Source organism: Streptomyces thermovulgaris (assembly GCF_002155915.1).
Taxonomy (GTDB): domain Bacteria; phylum Actinomycetota; class Actinomycetes; order Streptomycetales; family Streptomycetaceae; genus Streptomyces; species Streptomyces thermovulgaris.
In genome coordinates this window covers 1-1,109 of sequence record NZ_MUME01000554.1, presented here as the reverse complement: position 1 = coordinate 1,109, position 1,109 = coordinate 1, and the positions used below count along the sequence as shown (strand labels likewise).

Sequence of the window (1,109 nt, the reverse complement as noted above, 5' to 3'; positions counted from 1 at the left end):
GCCCCCTACGACCCCAGCCCCTTCGCCCGCGAACGCCACGTCTGGCTGGGCCTGCACGCGGCGGCCACCCGAAGCCTGGCCCAGGGCTCGATGATCGTCTTCAGCTGACGACCGGCGGCACGGAGACCAGCGGTACGACCGCCCGGCGCGCCCGCGCCAATCCCCTTTCCGTGCCGCCTCCTTGCGCCCGACGACCGACTCCACGCGCCCTGCCATCACGGCCCCGGCGGCGCCCCTTGCCCTGACCGCGCCCCTCACGCAGATCCGGCTCAACTCCTCCGACGCTTCACGTCTTTTCAACCTCGTACGCAGAAGCCCGCTGCGCCGAGGGGGCAACTGGCCTGCTTCCGAGGAGGACTCACCACGGCGCCGTCGGCAGAGCGACCGCCGACGACAACCGCACCGGGTCCTTTCCTGGAACCACCCAAAAGAGCAATACCACTTTCGAATTCTCGAATGCAGCCAAACGTTCTACGGCAACAACCAGGCCGCGGAGCTTGCCGAGTCCGCAGGCGACACTCAGGCTCGCAAATGCCGCGTGTTCGGCGACCCCAGCCTGTTCATCGACGCGATCCTCGCGCACGTCCTCGGCCGCGAGCAGCACATCATCCTCCCCCGGCATGGACGCCACCGGTGCCAACGGCCAACCCGCCAGCGGGGTGGAGGACGCCGAACGCGTCCAGCCTCTGCTGCGCGACTGCTGACGCAACCGGACTCCTGCGCCGCACCGGCCGGTGAAGCGGACTGATGCCGAGGCCGCGTCTCAGGTGAGGAGAGCGAAAAGGTACAGGCCCCTTTCACCACCCACGGCGAGTTCGCCGGCAGCCCCCCAAGAACACGAGACCAGCACTCCTTCGGCTCGCGTCATGGCCACGGAACGTTGATCCGGAACGCTCCAGAACCGCACCGTGTTGTCGAGGCCGGCAGTGGCGAGCCAGATGCCGTCCGGCGCGATCGCCACCGACCGCACCGCGTCGGTGTGGCCGAGAGGACGGCGCAGTGCAGGGGAGGGGGCGTCAGGCAGGGGCCATTGGGCAATGAGGAAGGGCCGTTGAGCAGGATCGTGCCGGCGTTCGGTGATGTGAGGCTCCTAGGGCTTGTCTGGCAAA

2 protein-coding genes are annotated in these 1,109 nt (G+C 68.6%); both read right to left on the bottom strand.

The genetic code is table 11. The features are described from left to right. Positions 1 to 358 precede the first annotated feature (358 nt). Complete coding sequence (locus CCN35_RS28205) at positions 359 to 604, bottom strand: hypothetical protein (RefSeq protein ID WP_143631897.1); 246 nt, start codon at positions 602 to 604, stop codon at positions 359 to 361. A 159-nt stretch (positions 605 to 763) separates the two neighbouring features. After that, positions 764 to 1,000, bottom strand: a complete 237-nt coding sequence (locus CCN35_RS29875; protein WP_268877205.1) for a WD40 repeat domain-containing protein — start codon at positions 998 to 1,000, stop codon at positions 764 to 766. Positions 1,001 to 1,109: the final 109 nt, after the last annotated feature.